We start from the raw sequence: 21416 nt of genomic DNA, 5'->3' as shown, positions 1-21416 counted from the left end.
CCTACGGCACCGTGGCGACGACCGCGAACCGGTCGGCCCCGCCGTCGTAGGGTGCTCCGGCGAGGTCGCCGAGGACCTCGACACCGGTGAACCCCGCACCGAGGAGCTCCTCCTCCAGCTCGCCCGGGGCGAAGTAGCGGATCCAGTTGCAGAACGTCCGGTGACACCCGGCCTCGACGATCTCGTACTTGTCCAGCGACACCCGCTCGTCCTCGTACCTGAAGGTGTCGTGGAAGCCGAAGTAGGGGCGGGCGGACCAGAACCCGTCCATCAGGGAAGGCGCGTAAACCGCCTGCTCGCGCACCGCGGCGAACGCCGGAACGGCATCGACGTCGAAGGCGAACGCACCCCCTGGGGTGAGGTGCTCCCGGACCGTGCGCAGCAGTGTCCGGCGGGCGTCGGGCGACAGGGCGGAGAAGTCGCGCATGACCATGATGACGAGGTCGTACGCGGCGTTCTCGTCCCGGTAGGCGAGGTAGTCCTGGTGCAGATAGCGGATCGCCAGGCCCTCGCGGCGCGCGTCCGACACGGCGTGGCCGAGCGAGCGGGACGACACGTCCAGCCCTGTGACAACGGCCCCGGCGCGCGCCAGCCGGGAGGTGTACAGGCCGGGCCCGCACCCGAAATCGGCGACGCGCCTGCCGCCGCCGAGGCCGAAGCGGTCGACGAGCCAGGCCACGACACGTTCGAGGTACTCCTCCCGGTAGGAGGAGAGGTCCAGCAGCGGATCGAGATGGGCGGCGAGCATGTGAGCGGAGATATGGGGGTCGGCCCACATCTCCTGGGTGGTCACCAGTGAGTAGAGCGGGGGACGGGCGACGACGGCCGAAAGTTCTGCGAACACGTGGATATACGTCCGTTGTTCTCGTGGGACGGGTGGGGGTGAGGCATGCCAGGCACCCCGGGCCGGCGAGAACCCGCCGGACCCGCCGGGGTGCGGGGTGATCGCCGAGGGCGCCCGCCGCCGGATGCGGCGTGGAGCGGGGTCCTGCCCGGTCGCGGGCATGCCGTCGCGCACAGACCGGACGGCCGGCGGTGCCGTGACGGCATCACTCGGGTCCGGCGGTCTGCCGGGGCACGGGGACTGCGGGTTCACTGGCGCATGACGAGACCGTAGGCCGGGTGCCTGCCCTCCCGCAAACGGTTTCCGCGCGGCGGCCCGCAGGCCGACGCCGTCTCACTCGGGCCACGGCGAGTCGAGAATCGTGCGTACGAAGTCCCCGCGCTCGAAGCCGGGAACATAGTGCTGGAGCACATCGGCCTTGACGTTGCCGAAGGTCGTCTCCGGTTTCGGGCGGATCCCGTCGGTGAAGGCGGCGAGGATCCGCCGCTTGAAGTCCGGGCGGGGATGGAGGGCGACGATCGCCGCGCGGTCGGCCTCGGAGATGTCCGCGTAGCCGATGCCGAGCACGTCGTACTCCACACCGGCCGTCACGAGCGCCACCTCGGGTTCCATGAAGGCCGGGATGCCGGGGGTGGTGTGCAGGGCGATCGCCGTCCACACCCGCCGCACACTGTCCTCGGGCACCCCGTGGGACTGCAGGAAGCGGCGCGCCTCGTCCGCGCCGTCCACCTCGAAACGCCTGCCGCTGGAGCGGAAGCGCTCGCCGAGTCCGAGGTCGTGGAACATGGCGCCGACGTACAGCAGTTCCGGGTCGAAGGAGAGGTCCCGCCGACGGCCCTGGAGCGCGCCGAAGAGGAAGACCCGGCGCGAGTGGTGATAGACGAGATCGTCCGTCGTGTCGCGCACCAGCTCGGTCGCCTCGACGGCGAGTCTCGTGTCCGGGACGCTCACGTCCGCTGCCGGGGACGGGCCGTTCGCCATGGTGGCACCGGGGCTTTCCGTGTGAGGGGTCGGTTCTGGGCCCTGCCAGGATCGGCGCACGCGGGTGGGGTGAGGGGGGCGACAGGCCGTGAGGTCGCCCGACTGATTCACATCGGGTGTGCGTCAATAGGCGCCGATCAGGTGTTGGCCAGGGCAGCCCGGCCGGTGCGAGGGTGATACCGGATCGGCAGGGGAGCGACGGGGGAGTGCGGATGAGCGTCTTCAGGACGAAGGCCGGAGCGGTCGAGGGGCGGCCGGGCGAACGTGATCCCGGCATCACCGTGCTGCGCGGAATCCCTTACGCCGCACCGCCGTTCGGTGCCGGCCGGTTCCGCGCCCCGCGCCCCGCCGCTCCCTGGGACGGGGTGCGGTCCTGTGCCGCGTACGGTCCGGTCGCCCCGCAGTCCGCACGGCTGCCCGGTGCTCCGGCCTGGTCCCCCGGCGAGGAGGACGTGCTCAGCCTCAACGTCTGGACGCCCGGCGGCAGCGGCGACGCGCTCCCCGTGCTCGTCTGGATCCACGGCGGTGCCTATGTCTTCGGCTCCTCCGCGCAACCGGACTTCGACGGCACCGTCCTGGCCGGCCGGGGCCTCGTGGTCGTCACGCTCAACTACCGCCTGGGGTTCGAGGGGTTCGGTCATGTACCGTCCGCGGGGGCCGACGGAATCTGCCCGGACAACCGGGGCCTGCTCGACCAGATCGCCGCGCTCGAATGGGTGCGTGACAACATCGCCGCGTTCGGTGGCGACGCCGACCGTGTCACCGTGGCCGGCCAGTCCTCCGGGGCCACCTCGGTCGCCTGTCTGATGGCGATGGACGGGGCACGCGGCCTGTTCCGCCGCGCCATCGTCCACAGCGCGGTGAACGCCTGCGCATCGCTCGCGTCCGCGGCCCGCACCACGGCGGAGGTGGCCGCGGAGGCGGGGGTGTCCGCCACGTACGCCGGGCTGGTGTCCACGTCCCCGAAGGCGCTGGTCGACGCCTCCGACCGGGTCGTGGAGGCCTGTCGGCGCGACCCCGGGTCAGGGCGGCGCCACTACGATCCCGCGATCTACGGACCGGTGGCAGGAGGCGACACGCTTCCCCTCGACCCACTCACCGCGTGCGCCGCGGGCACCGCACGTGAGGTGGACCTGATGGTGTGTCACACGGCCGAGGAGTACTGGCTGCTCGATGCGGTGGGCAGCTGCGCGAAGATCACGACGGAGGAGCAACTCACCGTCTTCGCAGCGGACTTCCAGCTCCCTGAACCGCTGGTGGAGGCCTATCGGGGACTGGCCCCGGAGGCATCGGTGCAGGACGTCCACCTCGCCCTGTACGGGGATCTGATGTTCGGCGAGTACAGCAGCAGACTGGCCGAGGCCCATGCGCGGTCAGGCGGCCGGACGCGTCTCGCGCGCTTCGTCCGGCGGCAGGACGGCCGTGGGGGACCGGTCAGGGCGTGGCACTGCGCCGACATCCCGTTCGCGTTCGGCACCCTGGACGACGACAGCGTCCACTTCCTCATCGGTGGACCGCCGGGTGCGGCCGACCGTGAGCTGGCGGCGCGGATGACGCGGGCCTGGGCGGACTTCGCGGCCTCCGGCGATCCGGGCTGGCCGCGACTCACCCCCGACGGCGGCCCCGTGCGGATCTGGGACACCGCGACAAAGGCTCCCGGCGGCCGGTGGGACGCCTTCCGGGAGCCGTGGCGTGCGACGGGACTGCCGCTGCTCACGCCCTGACGCCGGGGCCGGCGTCGCGGGCCGGGACGACTGCTGGAACGGCCGCCGTGACGACCGGTGGAACGGCCGCCGTGACGACCGGTGGAACGGCGGCCGTTCCGAGGGATCTGCCGTCGGGCGCGCCGCCTCGCGGTCATTGGCATGGACCTGCCCGTCGAACTGCACTACAGTCCGTAGCGGCACTTCTGAGAGCGCTCTCAGACGGCTTTCGGATGCTTCCTGTTCCACCCCCACGATGCTGGAACAACACGAAGGGGCACTCCCTTGAGACATACGACGATGGTGCGGACCGGTCTCTCCGCACTGCTCATCATCGGAACCTGGGCGACCGCCGGGCTCACCCAGGCCTCCGCGGCGGACGCCACCTCCTCCACCGGCCCCCAGGCCTCTGCCGGGCTCCTCACGGCCATGCAGCGGGACCTCGGGCTGACAAAGGGCCAGGCGGTGGCCCGGATCACCGCGGAGAAGGCGGCGACGGCCCTGGAGGGCACCGCGCGGAGCGCGGCCGGGACGTCGTTCGGCGGCTCCTGGTTCGACGCGGGCAGCGGCAAGCTGACCGTGGCCGTCACGGACAGCGCCAAGGCCCGCGCCGTCCGCGCCACCGGCGCCGAGGCGCGCGTCGTCGACCACACGGCGCGTCAGCTCGACGCCGCGAAGGACAAGCTCGACGCGCTCTCCGCCCCCACCGGGGTCAGCAGCTGGCACGTCGACCCCCGCGCCAACAGCGTGGTCGTGAACGTCGTCGCCTCCGAGCGGGGTGACAACGATGTCCGCGCCTTCCTGACCAAGGCGCGGGCACTCGGACCCGTCACGGTGAAGCAGACCACCCAGGCTCCGCAGACCTTCGCGGCGGGCACGGTCGGCGGCGACCCGTACTACACCGGCAACGTCCGGTGCTCCATAGGCTTCTCGGTGCACGGAGGCTTCGTCACGGCCGGCCACTGCGGCCAGGCGGGCGGAGCGGTCAGGGGCTGGGACGGCTCGGCCATCGGCAACTTCCAGGGATCGTCCTTCCCCGACAACGACTACGCCTGGGTGAACGTCGGCAGCGGCTGGTGGACCGTCCCGGTCGTCCTGGGCTGGGGCACCGTCTCGGACCAGCTGGTACGCGGCTCCAACGAGGCCCCGATCGGCGCCTCGATCTGCCGCTCCGGCTCCACCACCCACTGGCACTGCGGCAACGTCCTGGCCAAGAACGAGACCGTGAACTACAGCCAGGGCGCCGTCCACCAGATGACCAAGACCAGCGTGTGCGCCGAACCGGGCGACTCCGGCGGCTCGTTCATCAGCGGCGACCAGGCGCAGGGTGTCACCTCCGGCGGCTGGGGCAACTGCAGCAGCGGCGGCGAGACCTGGCACCAGCCCATCAACGAGATCCTCAACCGTTACGGGCTGACCCTCCACACCGCCTGACCCATGACCCCGCCGGGTCACGGTGACCCGGCGGAACGCGACCGGTCTGCTGCGGCAGCAGGGTGGCCCCCTGCCGCGGCAGACCTCGTCGTTTCCGGGGGAGTTACCGGGCGAGCGCCCCCCGCACCCCGGTTCGGCGCACTCACGGCGCGCGGTCTCCCGGCGGCTCTGTCACGTATCGGAATCGGGGGCCTCCGGGGCGCTGGGAATGGGGTCGTACGCGCCTTCGGCGAGCTCGTGGGCAGGCTCCGGGCGTGGTGCGCGGCGCCTGGGCCGACTGCTTGCCGGTACGCCCTCACCTGCCCGGTCACAGCTTCGCCGCAACCGCTCTGACCTGGTGTTCTGTCGGCCTTCCCGTACGCTCGGGAGGTCTGCCGGCACCATGTGGGGGGTCTTCGTGAGTGGGGAAACGACGGGGTACGACGCTGTCCGGACCGAGGAGCTGCAGGGGCGGGAAGGTGTTCGGAAACGGCCCGGTATGTGGGTGGGATCGACCGGCGAACGCGGTCTGCACGAAATGGTGTTCCAGGTCATCGGCCGGGCGGTGAATCACGCCCTGGCCGGCCGGGGCGGCGGCGCCGTCGATGTCACCCTCACCCCCGACGGTGGCGTGCGGGTCTCCGACAACGGGTCGGTCGCGGCTGCCCGTGACACCGGCGGCACCGGTCTCGAAGCCCTGCTGACGAGCATGCCCGTCGCGATCGAGGCCGGCAGGCCCCTCGTGTACATGGGCCACGGCTGTGCAGGAGGTGAGCTCTTCGTGGCCAACGTCCTGTCGAGCCGGCTGACGGCCGAGGCGCGGTGCGGGGGGACCCGCCGGGTCCAGGAGTTCGCGCGTGGTGTCGCGGTCGCCCCGCCCGCCGCCATGGGGCCGGCGGCCGGCAGCGGGACCACCGTCACCTTCTGGCCCGACCCCGAGATCTTCGAGACGACGCGGTGCTCGTTCTCCCAGCTGGAGGAGCGCTTCCGGCAGGTGGCCTTCCTCAACCGTGGCCTCGGGCTGTCGCTGACCGACGAACGTCCGGGGGGCGGGTCTCGGGCGGTGAGCTTCCGGTTCCCCGGCGGAGTGCGGGAGTGCGTGGCGGCCCTCGGCGCGGAGACGGGGACCGCCCTCCAGGCGGACGTCATCGGCTTCGAGCGCGAGGATCCGCGGATGGCGGGGACGATGGAGGTGGCGCTGCTGTGGAGCGGCTCCCACCAGGAGCGGATACGCGGCTTCGCCAACAGCCGGGCCACCCGTCAGGGCGGCACGCATGTGGACGGCTTCAGGGACGGAGTGGCGGCGGTGGTCACCGCGTACGCGCGAGCACGAGGGCTCCCCGACGTGGAAGGTGATTCCTGGGCCGACCGGATCTGCGAGGGCCTCACGGCCGTGGTGTCGGTGAAGCTCGAACGCCCCGAATACCTGGGCGCCACATGTGAGTTGCTCGGCAATCCCGAGGTGCGGGACTGCGTCGCGGAGGCCGTCCGGGAACACCTCGGCGCCTGGCTCGGGGACCGGCCGACGTACGCCGCGCAGGTCCTCGACCGCATCCTGCGGAACGTCCCCCGGGACTGAACGTCGGCCGAGCGGTCCGTCGAGTCTTCGGCTCCCGGCCCGCAGGGGACGAGCCGGCCGGTGGAACGCCTCTCCGGCCCCGAGTTCGTCGCGTGCTCGTCGGGCGCCGCCCGGCTGCCCGTTGCCGCAGGCCGAGGAGGCGGTGGGTGCCCGTTACGCAACTCCCCGTGTGCAGGGCACCGTTCACCAGCTATTGACATGTTCTCAGCGGCGACGCAACACTGGCACCGCTTCGGAGAGCGCTCTCCGAAGGTTTCGCGCACGATGCACCAGCCAGCTCCACTCTCCCCCCACCGTGCACCCGATGTGCACGGGACGCAGAGCGGTACGGAGGTCCGCATGGCCGAAAGAATCAGCAGAACCACCCTGGTGTCAGCCCTCGTCGTCGCCACAGCGCTCGCCCTGGTCGTCATGGGGCTCACGGCGATCACGGGTGCCGGTGCCCCGAAGGCCGGGGCAGCCCCGCAGGGCGCGGGGGCGCCGGCCGCCGCGTCGCACATGGCGCAGGGGCACGTCATGGCGGCGGCCGATCCCGTTCCCTCGGGCGACGACCCCGACGGAGACGGCTACATCCCGGCGAACCCGCCGGTCACCGGCGTGCAGCCGTCCACCGAGATACCGCCGCACCGGTACTTCCACGAGTTCCAGGCGAACTGCTCGGTCAACCACACCGGATCGGTCGACCCGATCGTCTACCCGGGGCAGACGGGCAAGTCGCACAACCATACGTTCATGGGGAACGACACCACCGACGAGAACAGCACCACCTCGTCGCTGGGTGCGGGCGGTACCGCGTGCAAGGCGCCCGGTGATCTGTCCGCCTACTGGATGCCGACGCTGTACAACGGCGACCAGGAAGTGCGCCCGGTCGGTCCGCAGACCATCTACTACAAGGCGGGAGTCACCGACTACCGCACCGTCCGGCCGTTCCCCAAGGGGCTGCGCTTCGTCGTCGGCAGCCCGACGCAGACGGCAGAGGAGTTCCGCGACCACCCGGGCACGGTCGAGGGCTACGAGTGCGGTGAGAGCTACCACAACTTCGACTTCCCGGCGAGCTGCCCGACCAGTCGGGACACTCAGCTCAACCTGCGTATGCAGGCGCCGAGTTGCTGGGACGGGAGGAATCTCGACACCCCGGACCACAAGGCCCACATGGCCTATCCCGTCGTGATGGGCGCCAACCAGGACGTCTGCCCGACCAGCCACCCCGTCGCACTGCCGATGATCGAGTTCAAGATGGCGTGGCCGGTCAACGGTGACATGTCGCAGGTGAGGCTGGCCAGCGGCACGGGCCACTCCTTCCACTACGACTTCTTCAACGCGTGGGACGACGCCACGCTCGATGCCATGGTCGGTCACTGCATCGTGGGCGGCCTCCAGTGCGACGCCCGGGGGTACGACCAGAACAACCCGGGCGAGGGTGCCGCCCTCGACGAGAACTACGAACTGCCCTGACCCGCCGCGCTCTCCCTCATGGGTGCTCCATGCCCATGAGGGAGAGCGCTCTCCGATACTCTCCCCCCACGAGGAGTTCCAGGACCATGAAACGGACACGTCCCACCCCCGCGGCCCTCGGCCGCAGACGCACGACAGCGAGGCTCGCCGTCGCCGCTCTCCTCGCCGCCGGAGCGGCAGCCCTGCCCGTGCCCGCCGCCCAGGCGGCCGGAACCGTGGTGAAGGTCGAGGGATCACAGGGCGCCTGGCGCCTCACCGTCGACGGGGCGCCGTACACGGTGAAGGGCCTGACCTGGGGTCCGGCCGTCGCCGACGCCGGACGGTACATGCCGGACGTCAGGTCGATGGGCGTCAACACCATCCGCACCTGGGGCACCGACGCCACGACCGCACCGCTGCTGGACAGCGCGGCCGCCAACGGCATCAAGGTCATCGCCGGCTTCTGGCTCCAGCCGGGCGGCGGTCCGGGCAGCGGCGGGTGTGTCGACTACCTGACGGACACCACCTACAAGAACAACATGCTCGCCGAGTTCCCCAAGTGGGTGGACACCTACAAGGACCACCCCGGTGTCCTCATGTGGAACGTCGGCAACGAGTCCGTGCTCGGCCTGCAGAACTGCTACAGCGGCGATGCCCTGGAGCGGCAGCGCGACGCGTACACGACGTTCGTCAACGACATCACCAAGAAGATCCACGCCGTCGACCCGGACCACCCGGTCACCTCGACCGACGCCTGGACGGGGGCCTGGCCGTACTACAAGAAGAACGCGCCGGACCTCGATCTGTACGCCGTGAACTCCTACGGCGCCGTCTGCGACATCCGCAGGACCTGGGAGGACGGAGGCTTCGACAAGCCCTACATCGTGACCGAGGGCGGCCCGGCCGGTGAGTGGGAGGTGCCCGACGACGCCAACGGCGTACCGGAAGAGCCCACCGACGTGGCGAAGGCCGAGGGCTACAGCAGGGCGTGGCAGTGCGTCACGGGCCACACAGGGGTGGCGCTCGGCGCGACGCTGTTCCACTACGGCACCGAGTACGACTTCGGCGGCGTCTGGTTCAACCTGCTCCCGGCGGGCCAGAAGCGGCTCTCGTACTACGCGGTCAAGAAGGCGTACGGTGCGGACACCTCGGGCGACAACACGCCGCCGGTGATCAGCGGCATGACCGTGGACAACGCCTCGGCCGTCCAGGCGGGCAAGCCCTTCACCGTGAAGGCCTCCGTCTCCGACCCCGACGGCGACCCGCTCACCCATCAGGTGCTGCTCGGCGGCAAGTACGTGGACGACAGCGGCCAACTCGTCGACACGCCCTTCACGGACAAGGGCAACGGCACCTTCGAGGTCACCGCCCCCGACCGTCTCGGCGTGTGGAAGGTCTACCTCAAGAGCGCGGACGGCAAGGGCAACGTCGGCATCGAGACCAAGTCCTTCCGGGTCGTGCCGCCGGAGGTCGGTGGCACCAACCTGGCGGCGGGCAGGCCTGCCACCGCGTCCAGCTTCCAGCCGGACAGCGTCGGCTGCCCGTGCCCGGCGGGCAACGCGGTGGACGGTTCGTTCGACACCCGCTGGGCGAGTGCGTGGGCCGACCAGCAGTGGATCCAGGTGGACCTGGGGGCCAGGACGGCGTTCGACCATGTGCAGCTCGCCTGGGAGGCCGCGTACGCCAAGGGGTACACCGTCCAGACCTCGGACGACGGGCAGACCTGGAACACCGTCCGTACCGTCACCGACGGCAACGGAGGGATCGACGACCTCGACGTCTCGGGTGAGGCGCGCTACGTACGGGTGAACGCCACGGCACGCGGCACCGCCTGGGGCTACTCGCTCTACGAATTCGGGGTCTACCGGAGCTGACGGACCGCGGTCAGGGCCTGCCGCACCGTCCCACTCCCCGCTGTCGGTGCGGCCGGAGAGCCCGCGGCGGGCCACGGACATCCGTGGCCCGCCGCGGCCTTCTGTTGCCGCGCGACATCCCCGGCCGGGGGCCCGTCACCGGACCGAGGGCGCACTCCCGCCGTCGTGGAGTTCCCCGGTGACCCGGAAGACGGCGTCCTGCGGTGCGCGGACCGCCAGCGTCGTGCCTGAGGCGGCCCCGCGGACGGCACCCGCCACCTCGACGCGGCGCACGGCGCGGCTGCCCGCCGCGAGCACGTACCAGGCTCCGGCCGGTGACCTCCAGTGCGTGCCGGCGACGACGTGCTGGCCGAACCGGCTGCACAGGGCGGTGTTCCGGCGGTCGGTCACCACCTCGGCCGGCGCGGACGGGGAGGCGGCGGGGGGAGCGAACTGCACCATGACCCGGCCCGGGCCGCGCCATGTGTCCGCCCGCGTGCACAGCCAGTCAGCCGTGGAGCGGGTGCCGGGCAGCGGCTGCACCGCGAACCGCCAGTTGTTGACCGCCCGCACCCCCGACCGCCGCAGGTCCCGCAGCGAACACGCCGTGCGCGCCCAGCCGGTCAGGGCTTCGGCACTCGTCGCCTCGCGCGGCTGACGGGCCGGCGCTCCGGAGCCGGGCGCCGGTGTGTGGGTGAGGTGCACCGGTGCGAGCTCGCCGAGATCGGTCAGGAGGAACGCGTGCTTCTCCACGATCTTCTCCGACGACCGCACCTGCATCGCGGGCCAGGACTCGCATGCGCCGCCCTCCGCAGGAAGGGGCACTGCCGCGGTGATTCCGTCACCGTCCGTCTCCAGCGGCCGCGCCGGGGTGTCGGGTGCCAGGAGGTCCCGCGTCGCCGGTTCCGTCACCCAGGGCGCCAGGAGATACCGCGCCGACGTGGCGGTGCGGCTGACGGTGAGCGCCGCCGCGGTGGTGACGTCCGCCTCGTCGGACCGGGCGAAGTCCAGGGCGGGGGAGGCCGTTCCGGAGAGCGGTTCGGCGTACCGGACGACACGCACCCCGCCGTCGTGGAACAGCACGACGGTCTCACCGTCCACGTCGCCCGCGAACAGCAGCTGAGGGGGCTGGGCGGGCGCCACGACAGCAGTACCGGGGGTGGCGGTGACGGTGGTGCCCGGACCGGGGGCGGCCCAGCTGCCCAGGGCCCGTTCCAGGAGCTCACGGTCGCCGGTCCGGCCGCCGCGTGGCGGCCAGGCGCTGAAGTCCACCCGTGAGGTGTCCGCCCACTGCGCCGGAGAGGTCCGCAGGAGCGCGGCGGGGTCGAGCGCGCCGCCCGGCACCGTCACGCGCCGGGCGGCCGCCCGGGACGGGGCGTCGCCTGAATCCGGTCCGGCCGTCAGGGCGAAGCCCCCGGCCAGCGTGGCGAGCGCCAGGGCAGCCGCGCCCGCCCGTACCCGGTACCGGCGCCGGAGCAGATCGCCGGGGCGCGTCTGCACCGTGCAGGGGTCGAACTCGCCCGACCCCAGCATGCGCCGGACCTGCTCGTGATCGCTCCCGGACACCTGGGCCGCGGCCCGCACGGCGGCGCCCGGATCCGCCACTCCCGCCTCGGAGAGCAGCGCCCGGGCGGCGTCCGGGGACAGCGACTCCAGCAGGCACAGACCCAACGCCGCACGGACGGGCGCCGGTACGTCCGCCAGGGCGCGGTCCAGAGTGAACTCGTCCATGCCGCCGGCGCGCGGGAAGAGCCGGAGCCCCCGTACGACCGGCAGTGAGGGGCGCAGCGCCGCGGGTGGAGGGACCCGCCCCGGCCACCAGCGAGGCCTCCGCCCGTATGCCAGCGCGTGGCGCACGGCACGCAGGCGGACCGCGGCGTAGGCGGGGGTTCGGGTGCCGTCCACCACCCCGGACCCGGACCGCGGAGCGGGGATGCCCTCCGCACCCGGGGCCGGTGCGGGGCGGGCCCGGCCGCGCAGGGCGCGTTGTACGGCGGTGTGCGCCGCGAGCACCCTGCGGTGCCGTCCGAGGCCCGGCGGCAGGGTGAGATAGGCCAGCCGCACGAGGCGCGGATAGTGCTCTACCAGCGCTGCCTCGGCCTCCTTGACGCCGAGGTGCGCGCCGGGGCCGAGCCGGCGGAGCGGCGGGGGATGGAGCGGCATGGGGTGGGTGCCTTCCGAGCCGTGGGCGGAGATCCGTCACACGGCAAACGAACCAATCGTGTGACGGTCACATCGGCCTCGTGGCTCGTACCCTCGCGGGTCGGTCCGTCGCTCCGTCAGGAGCGGGCCTCGCGCCTACAGAGGACCCTCCGGGCCCTCGTCGCCCGCGCTCAGCTCCTCGGCCCGCAGCGCCAGATCCTGGAGCACATCGGCCGAACTCACGTTTTCCTGGCCGGAGTCGTGGACCTGGGCGAGCGCGATGAAGGCCAGGGTGAAGGCTCCGACCAGCTGCTCGACCGCTCCGCCGACCTCGCGCCCCACCAGGACGGCCATCTCCTCGACGGTGGCGTCGGAGGGAATGGCGATGTGCGGCATCGTCTCGTTGAGGAGAGTGGTCACCATGTTGCCGCCCGCGTCGGGGTCGCCCCCGCCCGTGTCCTCCTCGGCATGGCGCTGCATCTCGCCGGCCTCCGTGAGGATGCCGATCACTCGCTTGAGGACTTCGCTCTGCTCCATACGGTGAGCATATGTGCCCCGGAGTCCCGCACCCGTTCGCCGGCCTGCGGTGAGCCGAACAGCGGAACGCCCCCGGACGCCGGCGGGTGGGGCCGCCGGGCCGGGGGCTCGGGCCGTCGCCCGGGGAAGGGGCTCAGGCCGTCGTGCGGGGCCTGTCGCCCGAGAGCCCGCGGATCAGCTCCGCATAGCGCCGTCCGCTGCTCTTGACCGTGCGGCGCTGGGTCGCGTAGTCGACGTGGACGAGACCGAAGCGCTTGTCGTAGCCGTACGCCCACTCGAAGTTGTCGAGCAGCGACCACGCGAAGTAGCCGGCCAGCGGCGCACCCTTGCGGACCGCGCGGGCGCAGGCGGACAGGTGCTCCTCCAGGAAGCGGGTGCGCTCCGGGTCGTGCACCGAGCCGTCGGCCCGCACGGTGTCCTCGTAGGCGGAGCCGTTCTCGGTGACGTGGATCCGCCGGGCGCCGTACTCGTCCGTGAGGCGCAGCAGCAGCTGCTCCAGGCCGTCGGCGTGGACCTCCCAGTCCATGGCGGTGTGCCGCGCGCCGGTCGGCTGGATCTGCCTGGCGTTCGGCACGGGCCCGTCCGGGTCCGCGGTGACGATCTGGCGGAAGTAGTAGTTCAGGCCCAGCCAGTCGAGGGGCGCGGCGATGGTCTCCAGGTCGCCCGGCCGCTGGGGGAGTTCGACGCCGTACAGGTCGAGCATGTCCTGCGGGTAGCCGCGGCCGTGGATCGGGTCCAGCCACCAGCGGTTGATGTGGCCGTCGGCGCGGACGGCGGCGGCGAGGTCCTCCGCACTGTCGCTCGCGGGCTCGATCGGGCTGAGGTTGTTGACGATGCCGACGCGGGCGTCCGCGGACTGCGCGCGGATCGCCCGAACAGCCAGGCCGTGGCCGAGGTGGAGGTGGTACGAGGCGTGGACGGCGGCCGTCAGGTCGGTCAGGCCCGGCGCCATCCGGCCTTCCAGATGCCCGATCCAGGCCGAGCAGAGCGGCTCGTTGAGCGTGGCCCAGTCCTTCACCCGGTCGCCGAGGCGACCGACGACGACGGAGGCGTACTCCGCGAAGTGCTCCGCGGTCTCGCGGACGGTCCAGCCGCCGCGGTCCTGGAGTGCCTGCGGCAGGTCCCAGTGGTACAGCGTGGCGAACGGTGTGATGCCGGCCTTCAGGAGGCCGTCGGTCAGCCGGTCGTAGAAGTCGAGACCGGGCTTGTTCACCGGGCCGTCGCCGCCGGGCACCACGCGCGGCCAGGCCACCGAGAAGCGGTAGGCGTTCGCACCGAGTTCCCCGATCAGGCCGATGTCCTCGGGGACCCGGTGGTAGTGGTCGCAGGCCACGTCCCCCGTGTCACCGTTGTCGACGGCGCCCGGGGTGTGCGAGAAGGTGTCCCAGATCGAGGGCGAGCGGCCGTCCTCCGCCACCGCTCCCTCGATCTGGTACGCGGCGGTGGCCACGCCCCAGGTGAAGTCGGCCGGGAGGCCGGTGAGGTCGTTCACTGACTGCCTTTCTTCGTGGGTCACTTGACGGCTCCCGCGGTGAGGCCGGCGACGAGATAGCGCTGCAGGAGCAGGAATCCCGCGACGACCGGCACACTGACGACCAGCGAGGCCGCCATGACCTGGTTCCAGTAGACGTCGTTCTGGGTTGCGTAGCCCTGAAGCCCGACCGCCAGGGTGCGGGTGGTGTCGTTCGTCATCACGGAGGCGAACATGACCTCGCCCCACGCTGTCATGAACGCGTACACGGACACGGCGACGATCCCGGGCACCGCGGCCGGCACGACGACCCGGAACAGGGCGCGGACCGGGCCGCAGCCGTCGACCATCGCGGCCTCGTCGAGATCCCTCGGGATGGAGTCGAAGTAGCCGATCAGCATCCAGATGGAGAAGGGGAGCGAGAACGTCAGATACGTGAGGATCAGCCCGCCCCGTGAGCCGTACAGGGCCAGGCCGGTGCTGTTGCCGATGTTGACGAAGATGAGGAACAGCGGGAGGAGGAAGAGGATCCCCGGGAACATCTGTGTGGACAGGACCGTGACGGTGAAGACCCGCTTGCCCCGGAAGCTGTACCGGCTCACGGCGTAGGCCGAGAACACCGCGATGACCACCGAGCAGACCGTCGCGGCCCCGGCGACCACCAGCGAGTTCACGAAGTACTTCGCCAGCGGGACGGTCTCCCAGATGTCGAAGTACGGCCGGACGGTCAGCTCGTCGGGTATCCACCGGAACTTCCCCGACACGTCCTGGAGCGGCTTCAGCGAACTGCTGACCATCACGTAGACCGGCAGCAGGACGAAGCCCGCGAGCAGGGTCAGGACGACCCTGCGGGTCCAGAGGAAGGACCGCGGCGCGGCCATGGGGGACCGGACTGCACGGGGGCTAGGCACGGGAACCCTTCCTTCCGCGGGAGGTGAAGAACAGATAGACGGCCGTCACGACCAGGAGGAAGAGCAGCAGGAGCACCGACATCGCGGAGCCGGTGCCGAAGTTCCAGGTGACGAACGACGACTGGTAGATGTGGATCGAGATGAGGTCCGCGCTCGAAGGAGCCGCCTTCCCGAACAGCACGTACGGGGTGTTGAAGTCGTTGAACGTCCACAGGAAGAGGACGAGCACCAGCACCTGGTTGACGGGCCGTAGCGAGGGCAGGGTGATCCTGCGGATCTGCTGCCAGATGCCCGCGCCGTCGATCGACGCGGCCTCGTACAGCTCGCGCGGGATGTTCTGCAGCGCGGCCATCAGCATCAGGAAGGCGAACGGCCAGCCCTTCCAGACCGAGACGATGATCAGCGCGTAGATGCTGTTGTCGCCGATCAGCCAGAACGACGGCTGGTCGGTCAGACCCAGCTGGTCGTGCAGGACGTGGTTCACCAGTCCGTTGTCCCGCTGGAACATGAACGCCCAGGTGATGACCGCCGCGTAGACCGGCAGGGCGTACGGGACGAGGAACACGGCCCGCAACAGGCCGCGGCCCCGGAAGTTCTCCTGGAGCATGATCGCCGCGGCGACCCCGAGCAGCCAGGCGAGACCGACGGCGAAGAAGGTGAAGACGCAGGTGACGAAGAAGGAGCGGAGCAGGGCCTCACCGATCGGGGCGTCGAAGTCGACGGCGATCCTGTAGTTGTCGAGGCCGGTCCAGGGTGCCGCACCCCAGTCCCTGATGAAGAACTGGGTGAGCTGGCGGAAGCTCATCACGATGCCGACGATCATCGGGATCAGATGGATGAGGAGTTCGAGCAGGACGGCCGGGAGGAGCAGGAGATAGGGCAGTCCGCCGCGGCGGATCCGGTCGGGGATGCGCGGCAGTCCGCGCCGCGCATCCCCGCTGCCCCGGCTCGTACCCCTGGCCGGTGTGCCGGCTTCGGGGTCCGTGGTGACGGTGGCGGTCATGAAAGGTGCCTCACTGCTGCATGGTCTGCTGCGCCTTTTCCAGGCGCGCCTTGACCGACTCGGTGGTGACGGGCGTACCTGCCGCGGCGTCCGCGAACAGCTCCTTCACCGCGGTGCCCACGGCCGTCTCGAACTGCGACTCGTTCGGCACCTGGGGGAGCGGTGCGGCGCTGGTGGCGAGCGTGTCGCGCAGGACCTTCAGCTCGGGGGCCGCGAAGGCGGGGTCGGACTGGGCGGCCTTGACGGGCGGGATCGACCCGTAGGTCTTGCAGAGGATCTTCTGCTCCTCGTCGCTCGTCATGAACTTCACGAACTTCTTGGCACCGTCGATGTTCTTGGTGTTCTTGAACACCGCCATGTTGATCCCGGCCACCATGGAGTTGGTCTGCTTGCCCGCGCCCGGCGCACCGGCGGGGACGGGGACGGGAGCCACCCCCCAGTCCTCCGGCTTCATGCCCTGCGCGGCGAAGGTGGTGGCGGCGGCCTGCCAGAGCACCATCGCCGTCCGGCCCTTGGCGAAGTCCGTCAGCGACTGGTTCTGGGCGTACTCCGCGTTGCCCGGAGCGATGATCTTGTCCTTGGCCATGAGGTCGACGTACTGCTTCACGGCCGCGACGGCGCCGTCCGACGTGAAGTCGGCCTTGCCCGCCTCGTCGAAGAAGTCGGCGCCGTGCTGCTGTCCCAGGACGAAGGTCTGGTGGATGTTGTTGGAGAGGTTGGAACCCTCGGCGCCGAGGGCCCACTTGCCGTCCTTGGAGAGCTTCTTGCCGTCCTTGACGAGCTGGTCCCAGGTGGCGGGCGGGGTGGTGATGCCCGCGTCGGCGAACATCTTCTTGTTGTAGTAGAGGGCGTACGCGAGGGAGTAGAGCGGTACCGCCGCGGGCGGCTCGCCCTCCTTGCCGGCCGAGGCCACCGCCGATTCGATGAAGCGGTCCCGGCCGCCGATCGCCTCGAAGTTCTTGTCGTCCCAGGGGAGCAGCGCGCCGGTGGCCTGCAGCGAAGCCGACCAGGTGTTGCCGATGTTCAGTACGTCCGGGCCCTGCCCCGACGTGGCGGCGGCGAGGATGCGGTTCAGCAGGTCGGCCCAGGGCACGACCTCCAGCTTCACCTTGATCCCGGTCTCCTTCTCGAACTTCTTCAGCTCAGGCGTGAGGATCTTCTTGTCGGCCTCGATGCTCGGGCCCTGGTTGGACGCCCAGTAGGTCAGAGTCTTCGGCGACTCGTTGCTGCCGTCGTCCGACGACGTGCCGCCGCCGCAGCCGGTCACTCCGGCGGCTACGGACATGGCGAGGGTGATGGCTGCTGCGGCTCTGAGGTGACGCATGAAAGGTGGCCCCTTTCCGGGGAGGGCGCGGTTCGGGATCCGAACGCCCCTTCGCTCTTAATTTAAGATGTGATTTAAGAGCTGAAGAAAGTGCGCGTCAAGGGCTGGGGCCGGGGTATGTTGCCGGAAGGAAGGGAGCAACATGGCTGAACGCAGCAGACGGACCGTGCGTGACCTGCGACGGGGCAACCGGGCGCGGGTATTGCAACGGTTGTATTTCGACGGTCCGTTGAGCCGTCAGGAGCTCGGGCCCGTCACGGGGCTCAGTTCGGGATCCATCAGCAACGTGGTCGCCGAGCTCGTCTCGGAAGGGCTCGTGGAGGAGGCGGGCATCGTCGACTCCGACGGCGGACGCCCCCGCACGCTGCTGCGGATCTCCTCGGGCGGCGGACTGTTCGTGGGCATCGACATCGGGGAGACCCGGGTGCGCGTCGAGCTGTTCGACCTCTCACTGACGGAGCTCGCCCGCACCGACCGCCTGCTGGCACAGCACGGATACGACGTCGAGCGCATCGTCAGCCATGTCCGTTCGGGCGTTCTGGACGTCCTGCGCGACGCGGGCGCCGACCCCCGCGCGCTGCTCGGCGTCGGCATCGGGGTGCCGGGCATCATCGAACGCGACGCACCGGAAGCCGCCGGAGGTCCGGGCGCGGTCGTGCACGGGCAGACCATCGGTTGGAGCGCCGTGCCCTTCGAACGGCTGCTCCGTGCCGCGGTGGACGTGCCGCCCGAGGTGCCGTTCTTCATCGACAACGGCGCGAAGACGCTGGGCCAGGCCGAGATGTGGTTCGGCGGCGGGCGGGGCGCCGGATCGGCGGCCGTCGCCCTGATCGGCTCCGGCGTGGGCGCGAGCGTCAACCGGGGGGACATCCTCGACGAGGACCTCTCCGACGCCGCGCTGGAATGGGGCCACACGACCGTGCAGCTGCGGGGCCGCCGGTGCCGCTGCGGCTCCATCGGCTGCCTGGAGGCGTACGCCGGAGCGGAAGCGATGCGCGAGCGCTGGCAGGAGGCGGGCGGCCCGCTGCCACCGGACGCCGACGACGAGAGCGCCCTCGCCGCACTCCTCGCGGCCGCCTACCCGGGCCCCGGGGGCGGAGCCCCGGACCCGGTCGCCGTCTCCATCCTGGACGAGACGGCCGAGTGCCTGGGTGCCGCCCTGGCCGACCTGGTCAACCTCTTCCTGCCCGAACGCATCCTGCTCGGCGGCTGGGCGGGGCTGCTCATCGGTCCCCATCTGCTCCCGGACATCCGCCGGTACGCCCAGGACTACGCCCTGCGGCACGCGGCGGCCCGGACCACGATCGACCTGGGGCACCTGGGCCCGGACGCGGTCACGGTCGGCGCCGCGACCCTGCCCCTGGCCGACTTCCTGGCCCGCGGCGGCACGCGCTCCGCACGGATGCCCCTCCCGGTCGTCACCACGGCCAAGGACGTCGTCACCACGGCCAAGGACGGAGGGACGTCGAACCGCAGCCGTAAGGCGAAGGCGTGAGACGCACCGGGGGCAGCTGGGTGGCATGGACGACGGGTGCGGCCGGCCTCCTGCCGCAGGCAGGGCGGAAGCCCTCCTGTCTCATGGTTGCAGGTGCCGCACTTACGTGCAAAGGGTCGGCAGTTCACGGTGCGCGGGGGTTCGGCGGGGGAGCCTTCACCGTGGACGTGCGGAGTGGGGAGTGGCGTGATCCCGTGGAAGTGAAGGCCGCCCGTACTGGGGCGTTGCCACGACCGGGACCCCGGTAACCACCCGGTCGTAACTCCCGGGAGCTTCGCATGGCCATCTTCCCCGAGACCAAACCTGAACTGCTCGACCCGGACCCCGACCTCCAGCAGGCGTTCGACGCCGCGATGTCCTCCTTCGGCGGAGGGCTGGACAGCACGCCGATCATCATCGCCGCACTGAACCAGACCGAACCGCACGACTTCGCGGGCCAGTTGGGGGAGCAGGTCCACTACTCGGCGAGCCTGCTCAAGACCGCGGCGATGTGGGTCGCGTTCGAACTGCGCAGAGCGGTCAACGACTTCGTCGCCACCTTCGGCCCGCCGCGCGACCAGACACTCGCGATCGTGGGCAGCACCTTCGACACCCTGATCAAGGAGGACCGGGTCGCGCAGCTGGCCGGGGTCAACCTCGACGGCTTCCTGCTTCCCCGGTGGAGCGAGGTCTTCCAGCTGCAGCCGGATGGCACGGTCAACTTCACGCAGCACTTCGCCGAGCAACTGTTCGATGCGATCGTCGCCGGCAAGAACAGTGCCGCTGGATCGGTGGTGCACGGACTGGGCTTCGGCTACCTCACCCGGGCCACGGCGTCGGCGGGCTTCTTCGACGAGGACGCCGCCGCTGAGCCACAGACGGCTGACGGAATGTGGCTGTGCGGTGACTTCGGGCACGGGTTCCCGCCTCAGCGTGTTCCCTGCGTCAACGACACACCCGTCGCCCAGGCGACGTCCGCCCTGCAGATGGCGCGCCTTTTCGCGTTCCTGGCGTCCAGTCCCGGCGCCGGTGGCGCACCTGGGGTCGGAACCGGCGCCGACGAGGCCCCCGCCACCGACAACACACCGCTCGTCGACCCGGCGTCCGACCTCGCCATGCTGGTCTACCTCTTCCGCGCGGCCGAAAGGCGGCACGTGTTCCTGAGCCACGACCCCGACGTCCAGTTCATCACCTTCCAGTCGAAGAACGGCCTGGGGCCGGTGAACAACGGCACGACCGTCGCCTCGGAGGCCGCGATCATCAAGGAGCCCACATCCGGACGGCGCTTCGTCGCCGTCTTCCAGAACCAGGTTTTCCCCGATGACGCCGCGACACTGCCGATCTCACAGGTCGTGGACACGACCATCGCCAACTTCCTCTTCCCGAACTAGCGCCGCACCAGCAGCTGTTCACCTCGTCGCCCGAGACGTGCAGAATGACGGTGCGACCGACCCCGTCGAAGCAGCCTGGCGGAGTTTCCTTGCCCTCTCCGACGAACCCGCCCGGCGGGAATCACTCCCCGACCCCGTCGAACTCCGACTCGTCCGGCGAATCCGTGTCCGCCGCGTTCCGGGCGCCGGGTGCGGTGACGTTCCACATGTGGCGACGCTCCACGGGTGGCAGGACAGGCAGCCCGGGCGGCTCAGCTCATGCGGTCAGGCGGAGTCCCGCACCACCAGTACGGGTTCGAAGATCACCGAGGTCACCGGCCGGTCCGGCGCGGCCAGTCGGTCCAGCAGCAGTCCGGCCATCTCCGCCGCCATGTCCTCCACCGGCTGGCGCACCGTCGTGAGCGGTGGCCGGCAGGTCGAAGCTGCGCTGCTGTCGTCGAAGCCGACCACCGCCACGTCGTCGGGCACCCGTCTGCCGTGTTCCCGCAGCACATGGCAGGCGCCCATGGCCATCAGGTCGTTCCCCGCGAACACCCCGTCCAGGTCCGGATGTTCGGCGAGCAGCCGCTCCATGGCGGCCTCGCCGCTCTCCTGGGTGAAGCGGCCCTCGGCGACCGGGACGCCGCAATGCCCGTGCCGCGTCAGCGTGTCCTGGAAGCCCGCGAGCCTCTCCTGCCCCGCCGGCAGGTCCAACGGCCCGCTGATGGTGACGATCCGCCGGCAGCCGCGCGCCAGCAGATGCTCGGCGGCCAATCGGGCGCCGTCCCGGTGCGCCAGATCGACGTAACTGATCCGGGCGGGCCTGGCGGGGCGCGCGTACAGCACGGCGGGCAGCCCGGCGTCCGTGATCAGCGCGGGAAGCGGGTCCTGCGCGTGCGTCGAGACGATCAGCGCCCCGTCGGCGCTGCCCTGCCTCAGGTAGTCCACCACCTCGTCCCGGGCCCGCGAGCTCTCCGCGAACATCAGCACCGGGTGCATGCCGCGCGGGCGCAGATAGTCGACGACTCCCGTCACCACGCGGCCGAAGAACGGATCGGCGAACACCTGGGCGGTGAAGGACCCTTCCGCCGTGGGTTCCGCGCCCTCCTCGGCGACCCCCGCGCCCGACACCACCAGCGCGATGGCGTCCGCGCGCCGGGTCACCAGGGAACGGGCCGCGCGGTTCGGCGCGTAACCGGTGACGGAGACCGCCTGCCGCACGGCCTTCTGGATCGCGGGGTCGACGTTCCGCACGCCGTTGACGACCCGGGAGACCGTGGCGCGTGAGACACCGGCCGCCCTCGCCACGTCCTCCAGGGTGGGGGCCGCGCCGGGCGGTCGGGGAGCATCCGTCATGGGCGCATTTATAGCATCAGC

General features: G+C 71.0%; 16 protein-coding genes. 7 read left to right on the top strand and 9 right to left on the bottom strand.

The genetic code is table 11. The features are described 5' to 3' along the window. Position 1: 1 nt before the first annotated feature. Entirely contained in the window at positions 2-844 is an 843-nt protein-coding gene (locus AMK10_RS33135; protein WP_073752784.1) for a class I SAM-dependent methyltransferase, read from the bottom strand. A gap of 333 nt (positions 845-1177) precedes the next feature. Then, a complete protein-coding gene (locus AMK10_RS33130; protein WP_073752782.1) occupies positions 1178-1825 on the bottom strand; it encodes an HD domain-containing protein in 648 nt (215 codons plus the stop codon). A gap of 212 nt (positions 1826-2037) precedes the next feature. On the opposite strand from AMK10_RS33130, the gene AMK10_RS33125 reads away from it, so the two are divergent. The 5 genes from AMK10_RS33125 (at position 2038) to AMK10_RS33105 (ending at position 9828) form a co-directional block, all read left to right on the top strand. After that, the gene (locus AMK10_RS33125; RefSeq protein WP_073752780.1) at positions 2038-3549 is read left to right on the top strand and encodes a carboxylesterase/lipase family protein; all 1512 of its coding nucleotides are present in this window, start codon (positions 2038-2040) and stop codon (positions 3547-3549) included. Positions 3550-3828: 279 nt separating this feature from the next. Further along, complete coding sequence (locus AMK10_RS33120) at positions 3829-4962, top strand: S1 family peptidase (protein WP_073752778.1); 1134 nt, start codon at positions 3829-3831, stop codon at positions 4960-4962. Positions 4963-5440: 478 nt separating this feature from the next. Next, positions 5441-6520: a DNA gyrase subunit B gene (locus AMK10_RS33115; protein WP_241839748.1), complete on the top strand. Its 1080-nt coding sequence runs from the start codon at positions 5441-5443 to the stop codon at positions 6518-6520. Positions 6521-6859: 339 nt separating this feature from the next. Beyond that, a complete protein-coding gene (locus tag AMK10_RS33110; RefSeq protein ID WP_073752774.1) occupies positions 6860-7975 on the top strand; it encodes a DUF1996 domain-containing protein in 1116 nt (371 codons plus the stop codon). A gap of 86 nt (positions 7976-8061) precedes the next feature. Continuing rightward, positions 8062-9828, top strand: a complete 1767-nt coding sequence (locus AMK10_RS33105) for a discoidin domain-containing protein (RefSeq protein ID WP_073752772.1) — start codon at positions 8062-8064, stop codon at positions 9826-9828. A 135-nt stretch (positions 9829-9963) separates the two neighbouring features. On the opposite strand, the gene AMK10_RS33100 is transcribed toward AMK10_RS33105, so the two are convergent. From AMK10_RS33100 to AMK10_RS33075, 6 genes are all read right to left on the bottom strand, one after another. Continuing rightward, positions 9964-11970 carry a hypothetical protein gene (locus AMK10_RS33100; RefSeq protein ID WP_073752770.1) on the bottom strand — a complete coding sequence of 669 codons (2007 nt, stop codon included), beginning with the start codon at positions 11968-11970 and terminating at the stop codon, positions 9964-9966. Positions 11971-12105: 135 nt separating this feature from the next. Beyond that, a complete protein-coding gene (locus tag AMK10_RS33095) occupies positions 12106-12486 on the bottom strand; it encodes a hypothetical protein (RefSeq protein WP_073752767.1) in 381 nt (126 codons plus the stop codon). 133 nt (positions 12487-12619) lie between these two features. After that, entirely contained in the window at positions 12620-13978 is a 1359-nt protein-coding gene (locus tag AMK10_RS33090; RefSeq protein WP_073752765.1) for a GH1 family beta-glucosidase, read from the bottom strand. Between the two features lie 20 nt (positions 13979-13998). Next, positions 13999-14838, bottom strand: coding sequence for a carbohydrate ABC transporter permease (locus AMK10_RS33085; protein WP_073752763.1), 840 nt, complete (start codon positions 14836-14838; stop codon positions 13999-14001). Between the two features lie 22 nt (positions 14839-14860). Then, a complete protein-coding gene (locus tag AMK10_RS33080) occupies positions 14861-15871 on the bottom strand; it encodes a carbohydrate ABC transporter permease (RefSeq protein ID WP_073752761.1) in 1011 nt (336 codons plus the stop codon). A gap of 10 nt (positions 15872-15881) precedes the next feature. Beyond that, the gene (locus AMK10_RS33075; protein WP_073752759.1) at positions 15882-17195 is read right to left on the bottom strand and encodes an ABC transporter substrate-binding protein; all 1314 of its coding nucleotides are present in this window, start codon (positions 17193-17195) and stop codon (positions 15882-15884) included. A 142-nt stretch (positions 17196-17337) separates the two neighbouring features. Between AMK10_RS33075 and AMK10_RS33070 the strand changes: the two genes are divergently transcribed. Further along, a complete protein-coding gene (locus AMK10_RS33070; RefSeq protein ID WP_241839747.1) occupies positions 17338-18690 on the top strand; it encodes an ROK family transcriptional regulator in 1353 nt (450 codons plus the stop codon). A gap of 278 nt (positions 18691-18968) precedes the next feature. Beyond that, positions 18969-20060: a hypothetical protein gene (locus tag AMK10_RS33065; protein WP_073752757.1), complete on the top strand. Its 1092-nt coding sequence runs from the start codon at positions 18969-18971 to the stop codon at positions 20058-20060. Positions 20061-20324: 264 nt separating this feature from the next. Here AMK10_RS33065 and AMK10_RS33060 read toward each other — a convergent pair whose 3' ends face one another. Further along, the gene (locus AMK10_RS33060) at positions 20325-21395 is read right to left on the bottom strand and encodes a LacI family DNA-binding transcriptional regulator (RefSeq protein WP_073752755.1); all 1071 of its coding nucleotides are present in this window, start codon (positions 21393-21395) and stop codon (positions 20325-20327) included. Between the last annotated feature and the right edge of the window lie 21 nt (positions 21396-21416).

The organism is Streptomyces sp. CB02058, from assembly GCF_001905505.1.
Classification (GTDB): domain Bacteria; phylum Actinomycetota; class Actinomycetes; order Streptomycetales; family Streptomycetaceae; genus Streptomyces.
The sequence above is the reverse complement of the archived record's forward strand: the minus strand, read 5'-3'. Positions and strand labels throughout refer to the sequence as shown.

Excerpts from the sequence above, each read along its gene's own strand:
- AMK10_RS33075 (WP_073752759.1), bottom strand. The coding sequence starts at position 17,195 with ATGCGTCACCTCAGAGCCGCAGCAGCCATCACCCTCGCCATGTCCGTA.
- AMK10_RS33120 (WP_073752778.1), top strand. The coding sequence starts at position 3,829 with ATGGTGCGGACCGGTCTCTCCGCACTGCTCATCATCGGAACCTGGGCG.
- AMK10_RS33130 (WP_073752782.1), bottom strand. The coding sequence starts at position 1,825 with ATGGCGAACGGCCCGTCCCCGGCAGCGGACGTGAGCGTCCCGGACACG.
- AMK10_RS33095 (WP_073752767.1), bottom strand. The coding sequence starts at position 12,486 with ATGGAGCAGAGCGAAGTCCTCAAGCGAGTGATCGGCATCCTCACGGAG.
- AMK10_RS33080 (WP_073752761.1), bottom strand. The coding sequence starts at position 15,871 with ATGACCGCCACCGTCACCACGGACCCCGAAGCCGGCACACCGGCCAGG.
- AMK10_RS33085 (WP_073752763.1), bottom strand. The coding sequence starts at position 14,838 with ATGGCCGCGCCGCGGTCCTTCCTCTGGACCCGCAGGGTCGTCCTGACC.
- AMK10_RS33115 (WP_241839748.1), top strand. The coding sequence starts at position 5,441 with ATGTGGGTGGGATCGACCGGCGAACGCGGTCTGCACGAAATGGTGTTC.
- AMK10_RS33125 (WP_073752780.1), top strand. The coding sequence starts at position 2,038 with ATGAGCGTCTTCAGGACGAAGGCCGGAGCGGTCGAGGGGCGGCCGGGC.
- AMK10_RS33110 (WP_073752774.1), top strand. The coding sequence starts at position 6,860 with ATGGCCGAAAGAATCAGCAGAACCACCCTGGTGTCAGCCCTCGTCGTC.
- AMK10_RS33100 (WP_073752770.1), bottom strand. The coding sequence starts at position 11,970 with ATGCCGCTCCATCCCCCGCCGCTCCGCCGGCTCGGCCCCGGCGCGCAC.
- AMK10_RS33060 (WP_073752755.1), bottom strand. The coding sequence starts at position 21,395 with ATGACGGATGCTCCCCGACCGCCCGGCGCGGCCCCCACCCTGGAGGAC.
- AMK10_RS33070 (WP_241839747.1), top strand. The coding sequence starts at position 17,338 with ATGGCTGAACGCAGCAGACGGACCGTGCGTGACCTGCGACGGGGCAAC.
- AMK10_RS33065 (WP_073752757.1), top strand. The coding sequence starts at position 18,969 with ATGGCCATCTTCCCCGAGACCAAACCTGAACTGCTCGACCCGGACCCC.
- AMK10_RS33105 (WP_073752772.1), top strand. The coding sequence starts at position 8,062 with ATGAAACGGACACGTCCCACCCCCGCGGCCCTCGGCCGCAGACGCACG.